Annotated in this window: 10 protein-coding genes and 1 pseudogene; 8 read left to right on the top strand and 3 right to left on the bottom strand. The window is 61.8% G+C overall.

Features of this window, described 5'->3' with window-relative positions:
- A partial coding sequence (locus EOA27_RS19150) for an alpha/beta hydrolase (RefSeq protein ID WP_145970416.1) occupies nucleotides 1-196 on the top strand: 196 nt, incomplete at its 5' end.
- Nucleotides 197-373: 177 nt separating this feature from the next.
- On the opposite strand, the gene EOA27_RS19145 is transcribed toward EOA27_RS19150, so the two are convergent.
- Nucleotides 374-1,147, bottom strand: a complete 774-nt coding sequence (locus tag EOA27_RS19145) for an HpcH/HpaI aldolase/citrate lyase family protein (RefSeq protein WP_126082494.1) — start codon at nucleotides 1,145-1,147, stop codon at nucleotides 374-376.
- 108 nt (nucleotides 1,148-1,255) lie between these two features.
- Nucleotides 1,256-1,576: a DUF1476 domain-containing protein gene (locus EOA27_RS19140; protein WP_042644542.1), complete on the bottom strand. Its 321-nt coding sequence runs from the start codon at nucleotides 1,574-1,576 to the stop codon at nucleotides 1,256-1,258.
- Between the two features lie 275 nt (nucleotides 1,577-1,851).
- Here EOA27_RS19140 and purC point away from each other — a divergent pair, with 275 nt between their 5' ends.
- The 6 genes from purC to EOA27_RS19110 all read left to right on the top strand — a co-directional run bounded on the left by purC (nucleotide 1,852) and on the right by EOA27_RS19110 (nucleotide 5,190).
- The gene (gene purC, locus EOA27_RS19135; protein ID WP_042644540.1) at nucleotides 1,852-2,646 is read left to right on the top strand and encodes a phosphoribosylaminoimidazolesuccinocarboxamide synthase; all 795 of its coding nucleotides are present in this window, start codon (nucleotides 1,852-1,854) and stop codon (nucleotides 2,644-2,646) included.
- A 61-nt stretch (nucleotides 2,647-2,707) separates the two neighbouring features.
- On the top strand, nucleotides 2,708-2,947 hold the full coding sequence (gene purS / locus EOA27_RS19130) for a phosphoribosylformylglycinamidine synthase subunit PurS (protein ID WP_126082493.1): 240 nt from the start codon (nucleotides 2,708-2,710) through the stop codon (nucleotides 2,945-2,947).
- Nucleotides 2,947-3,411, top strand: coding sequence for a hypothetical protein (locus tag EOA27_RS19125; RefSeq protein WP_126082492.1), 465 nt, complete (start codon nucleotides 2,947-2,949; stop codon nucleotides 3,409-3,411). Before purS ends, EOA27_RS19125 begins: the two co-directional genes overlap by 1 nt.
- Nucleotides 3,411-4,079, top strand: coding sequence for a phosphoribosylformylglycinamidine synthase subunit PurQ (gene purQ / locus EOA27_RS19120; protein WP_126082491.1), 669 nt, complete (start codon nucleotides 3,411-3,413; stop codon nucleotides 4,077-4,079). Before EOA27_RS19125 ends, purQ begins: the two co-directional genes overlap by 1 nt.
- Nucleotides 4,080-4,109: 30 nt before the next feature.
- On the top strand, nucleotides 4,110-4,520 hold the full coding sequence (locus tag EOA27_RS19115) for a hypothetical protein (RefSeq protein ID WP_126082490.1): 411 nt from the start codon (nucleotides 4,110-4,112) through the stop codon (nucleotides 4,518-4,520).
- A 7-nt stretch (nucleotides 4,521-4,527) separates the two neighbouring features.
- The gene (locus EOA27_RS19110) at nucleotides 4,528-5,190 is read left to right on the top strand and encodes a Pr6Pr family membrane protein (RefSeq protein ID WP_126082489.1); all 663 of its coding nucleotides are present in this window, start codon (nucleotides 4,528-4,530) and stop codon (nucleotides 5,188-5,190) included.
- A 22-nt stretch (nucleotides 5,191-5,212) separates the two neighbouring features.
- On the opposite strand, the gene EOA27_RS19105 is transcribed toward EOA27_RS19110, so the two are convergent.
- Nucleotides 5,213-5,461, bottom strand: coding sequence for a DUF1127 domain-containing protein (locus EOA27_RS19105; protein WP_126083791.1), 249 nt, complete (start codon nucleotides 5,459-5,461; stop codon nucleotides 5,213-5,215).
- Nucleotides 5,462-5,552: 91 nt separating this feature from the next.
- Here EOA27_RS19105 and EOA27_RS19100 point away from each other — a divergent pair.
- A pseudogene (locus EOA27_RS19100) lies at nucleotides 5,553-5,703 on the top strand (GntR family transcriptional regulator); the annotation flags it as partial.

Genomic DNA, 5,703 nt, shown 5'->3' with positions numbered 1-5,703 from the left:
CCCGTCGATCGTGATCGCCAGCCGCAACGACCCGTTCTGCGCTTTCGAGGTCGCCGAGGACATTGCCGCCGCCTGGGGATCGCTCTTCATCGACGCCGGCGAGGCCGGCCATCTCAACCACGACGCCGGTTTCGGCCCGTGGCCCGAGGGGTCGATGACCTTCGCCAAATTCCTGACGGAACTGAAGCAGCCCTGAGACGACCCAAGGTGTGTTGAGATTCAGGTCAGGCCGAGTCGGAGTCGAAGACGGGCGCGAAGCGGCCAAACTGGGCGGTTTCCGAGAACCGGAGCGGAGCGTACTTGATGTACGTGAGCACCGGAAGCGCAGGAAACCGCCATTTGCAGGCCGGCCTCACCCGAATATCAGCACGCCTTAGGCGCCGATGGAATCCCGCATGCTCTTCAAAAGGGTCTTCGCGCCGAGCGAGATCAGCGTGTGGTCCGAGCCCATGGCGAGCAGCCGATAGCCCATCGACACCACGCGGCCGGCCATTGCCGGCTCGATGACGTAGATCGCCGCATGCTTGCCGGCCTTGCGCGTCCGCTCGGCGATCGAAGCGACCGTCTCCATCATGCTTTCCAGCGTCGAATTGACGGTCGTTCCGTTCGACCAGGCGATCGAGAAATCCGACGGGCCGACGAAGATGCCGTCGATGCCGGGCGTATCGAGGATGCCGTCGAGCGCCTCGAATGCCGCCCGCGTCTCGACCATCGCGAAGGCCATTGTGCGCTGGTTCGAGTCGCGCAGCCATTCGGCGTGGTCGCCCTTGCCGTGGCGCGGGAATGCGTAAGTCGGCCCCCAGGATCGCTCGCCCATAGGCGGATATTTCATCGCGGCGGCGAACTGCCGTGCGTCGGCCACCGAGTTCACCATCGGCGCGATCACCGCCTCGGCGCCGAAATCGAGCGCGCGGCTCGCCATGTCGAAGCGCCCGACCGGAATGCGCACCAGCGCGGGCTTGTTGGCGGCCAGCACCGGCGCCAAGCCGCGCAGCACGCTGTCCTCGTGGTGGCCGCCATGCTGCATGTCGAGGGTGACGGCGTCGAAATCCTGCTTGGCGATGATTTCCACCGTCAGCGCGTCCGGCACCCCCGACCAGGCGGTGAACAGCGTTTCGTCGGCGACCAGGCGGGATTTGAGCGACATCGGACCTTCCTTGATGACAACCCGCAGTTCAGCCGGAAACGACGGCAAAGGCAAAGAAAAACCGCCCGGTTTGGCCGGGCGGTCGATTGGTCCAGCTAGACTCCGGCCTCAGGCATTCTTGATCTGCTCGATCGCCTGCGCCATCAACTCGTCCATGGTGCGGCGGATCTGATGGTCTGACTGGTTGACGCCGGCCGCATCGAAATCCTTGCGAATCTTGCGGAAGACGTCATGGTCGCCTGCCTCCTCGATATCGGAGACCACCACTTCCTTGGCATAGGCTTCGGCATCGGCGCCGGATTTGCCCAGCTTCTCGGCGGCCCAGAGGCCAAGCGCCTTGTTGCGCCGGGCTGCGGCCTTGAAGCGAAGTTCCTCGTCGAAGGCGAATTTGCGCTCAAAGCCCTCTTCGCGGTCTTTCATGCTGCTCATGACGTCCCTCCGATCAATCCGATTCGCGTTCGCGGTGAATATGTGTGATGGGCAAGCACAAATCAAAAGGCCGCGACCCGGTCAATATACTTCGTCGCATGCTGCGCTGCGGCATTTCAGTCCCGAAAGCGGTTGATTCGCCGGATTTGGCGATTGAGCAAACCAGGCGATTGCGATAACACCGGCATTGAACGCCGCCGTCGCCATACTAATTTAGGCAGACGGACAGGAACCGGTCATTTGCCGCCTGCCCGCAGACCCAGAGAAAAAATCAAATGAAAAATCGCCGCCGCATCTACGAAGGCAAGGCCAAGATCCTCTATGAGGGACCTGAGCCCGGGACGCTGATCCAGTTCTTCAAGGACGACGCCACCGCCTTCAACAAGAAGAAACATGAAGTGGTCGATGGCAAGGGCGTGCTCAACAACCGCATTTCCGAGCACATCTTCAACCACTTGAACCGCATGGGCATCCCGACCCACTTCATCCGCCGGCTCAACATGCGCGAGCAGTTGATCAAGGAAGTCGAGATTATCCCGCTCGAGGTCGTCGTGCGCAATGTCGCCGCCGGCTCTCTGTCCAAGCGCCTCGGCATCGAGGAAGGCACGGTGCTGCCGCGCTCGATCATCGAATTCTATTACAAGGCCGATGCGCTCGACGATCCGATGGTGTCGGAAGAGCACATCACTGCCTTCGGCTGGGCAAGCCCGCAGGAAATCGACGACATCATGGCGCTGGCCATTCGCGTCAACGACTTTCTTTCCGGCCTGTTCCTCGGCGTCGGCATCCAGCTCGTCGACTTCAAGATCGAATGCGGCCGCCTGTTCGAGGGCGACATGATGCGCATCGTCGTCGCCGACGAAATCTCGCCGGATTCCTGCCGGCTGTGGGATGTCGCCACCCAGGACAAGCTCGACAAGGACCGCTTCCGCCGCGACATGGGCGGCCTCGTCGAGGCGTATCAGGAAGTCGCCCGCCGTCTCGGCATCATCAACGAGAACGAGCCGCCGCGCCCGACGGGTCCGGTCCTCGTCGCCTCTTCCGATGCGCCCAAGGGCCTGAAGCACTAATACCGACCGGCCTGCTGGGCAATGGCAGGTCCACCGCCCGATCCATCACTTAGGAGTATCGATGAAAGCCCGCATCACCGTGACCCTCAAGAACGGCGTCCTCGACCCGCAGGGCAAGGCGATCGAGCATGCCCTCTCCGGATTGGGCTTCGACGGCGTCGGCCAGGTTCGCCAGGGCAAGGTGTTCGACATCGAACTCACCGGAACCGACAAGGCCAGGGCCGAAGCCGATCTCAAGGCTATGTGCGACAAGCTTCTGGCGAACACGGTGATTGAGAATTACGCGGTGGAGATCGCTTAATGCCGTTGCTGGCTGAGTACAGCAAAGCCGTCGATCAAATGCCATCGCTTTTCGAGCAATTACTCAGTTGCGACCTCAAACCGGCAAGCCCTCGTGCCGGGTTCCCCAAAAGACCGGGAGTGTACGCTCTCTATGAGGATACAACGCCAATCTATGTCGGTCGCGCCAAAAATATCTGGCAGCGGATCGGTAACCACATAGGTGGACGCCCCGAACAATCTTCTTTTGCATTCAAGATTGCTCGTGAAAAAACCGGCCGGCTAGCGACTTACAAACCGGAAGGTTCTCGAAAAGCTCTTATGCTCGATGAGATTTTCAGAACTGCGTTTACAGATTGTATGACGCGTATCCGCGCTCTGAAAGGTCGCTACGTTGTGATCGAAGATGATATTCTGCAACACCTTTTCGAAGTATATGCGGCTCTCGCACTGAAAACACCCTACAACGAATTTAGGACAAGCTAATGAAATCAGCCGTCGTCCTCCTGCCTGGCCTCAACCGCGACCGCGACATGATCGCGGCGCTGACCAAGATTTCCGGCCAGACGCCGGCGACCATCTGGCAGACCGACACAGAGATCCCCGATGTCGACCTGATCGCCATCCCCGGCGGCTTCTCCTTCGGCGACTATCTGCGCTGCGGCGCGATCGCGGCGCGCATGCCGGTGATGCGGGCGGTGGCCGAAAAGGCCGCCAAGGGCGTGACCGTCATCGGCGTCTGCAACGGCTTCCAGATCCTGGTCGAGGCGGGACTACTGCCCGGCGCCTTGATGCGCAACGCCTCGCTGAAATTCGTCTGCCGCCAGGTAAAGCTCGAGATCACCAACGCCAACACCATGTTCACCCGGCACTACAAGCCCGGACAGATCATCCGCTCACCCGTGGCGCATCATGACGGCAACTACTTCGCCGATGCCGAGACGCTCGCCCGGCTCGAAGGCGAAGGCCAGGTCGTGTTCCGCTACGCCGAAGGCACCAATCCCAACGGCTCGATCAACGACATTGCCGGCATCGTCAACGACAAGGGCAACGTGCTCGGTCTGATGCCGCATCCCGAAAACCTGATCGAGGCGGCGCATGGCGGCAATGATGGACGCGCGCTGTTCGAAAGCGCGCTCGGCCTCGCGGCTTGATCCTTTTCGGAACGCGGGGGCGGACTGACCATGAGACCGACGATCGCTCGCCTTGCTCTCCTGGCCGCCGCCGGGCTCGCCTTGGCTTCCTGCCAGTCCAGCCCCAAGACGACGCCGGTTCCCTCGGGCAAAAGCGCCTCGCTGCTTGCCATGGAACAGGTCGCCATCGCGGCGCATAAATGCTGGATCGCCAGCAAGGATCCGGCCTTCAAGGCCTACCAGATGGCCAATGAGCTCAATTCCTACAGCGGCACGCCGCGCTTCCTGCTGGTGCCCGCCAAGCACTATGGCGGCAAGCCGCTGCTGGTCGTGCAGGCGCAGGGCAATTCCAGCCGCGTCGATGTGTTCGGGCCGCTGATGAACGAGCCGCTCGGCGCGCGCATCGGTTCCGACATCGCCCGCTGGCAGGCCGGAAACCCGTCCTGCGCGGCTGCCGCGTAAACCTGCGATGAGCCGGTTCCTGCAGATGGCGGGACTGGTCATCGGGCTGATTGCGCTTGTCCTGCAGGCCGCAATCACCATTCCGGCGTCGATGGCGGCCGGGCGCAGCCTACTTGGCTCGATCGTCTTTCTTCTCAGCATCTTCACCATCTTGACCAACATCGCCGCCGTGATGGTGCATGCTTCGCTGCTATCGCCCACCGGCTATGCCTGGTTCCCGGCCTTCGCCGGGCAGCGCATGCGCGCCGGCGTCGCGGTCGCCATCACCCTGGTCTTCATCGTCTACGCGACCGTGCTGGCAGGACTTTGGCAACCACAGGGCCTGTTCCTGCTTTGCGACATCCTGCTCCACTACGTCACGCCGCTGATCTTCGTGCTGTGGTGGCTCACCGCGGGCGCGGATGGCTCGACGCGCTGGCGCGATATCTCCTGGTGGATGATCTATCCGCTGGCCTATCTCGCCTACGCGCTGATCCGCGCGCCCTTCGCCGGCGAAGTACCCTACCCGTTCCTCGACGTGGCCAAGAACGGCGCGGCCAGCGTCGCCGTTTCGGCTGCGGGCGTCACGGCGCTGTTCGTCGGATTGAGCGTGCTTGCCGTGCTGATCGACCACGGCATCGGCGGGTTGCGGGGAAAACCCGCAACCCGCGTCCAATCTGGCCGTCGATAGGTTGTCATTCGACGACGGGGCATCACTCCCAGAACGACCTGATTCCTTCGCGATGGGCATCGCAGCGCGAGATGCCGATGTCCTTGAGCTGCTCGTCCGTCATCTCAAGCAGTGCGAGGCGGCCGCGCCGACGCTCGAGCATGCGGCCGATCTGCGTAGCGATGGAACGGAGCACAACCACCATGCGGCCGACGAAGCTGCGATGGGCCAAGAGCTCGGCCTGCGCGCCCAAAGCCGGGCGAGCATAGCGAATTGTATCAATTGTATCCATTGTCGTTCTACCTTGTCTCGATTGTACCTTTCCAATCGCGGGCTCGATATGGATTGACTCATCGCGCTGTGCAATATAGAAAATTGTCACCATGACAAATTGGCTCCCTGACCTCTCCACTGGCTCCGGTCCGCTCTATCAGCGTCTTGCTGACAGCATTGAGTCAGATATCGACAAGGGCGTCATCGATGCCGGTGCAAAACTGCCGCCGCAGCGCGACCTCGCCTATGACATCGGCACGA

Origin of the sequence: Mesorhizobium sp. M2A.F.Ca.ET.037.01.1.1 (assembly GCF_003998075.1) — a bacterium.
Taxonomy (GTDB): Bacteria; Pseudomonadota; Alphaproteobacteria; order Rhizobiales; family Rhizobiaceae; genus Mesorhizobium.
This window is presented reverse-complemented; position numbering and strand designations above follow the sequence as displayed.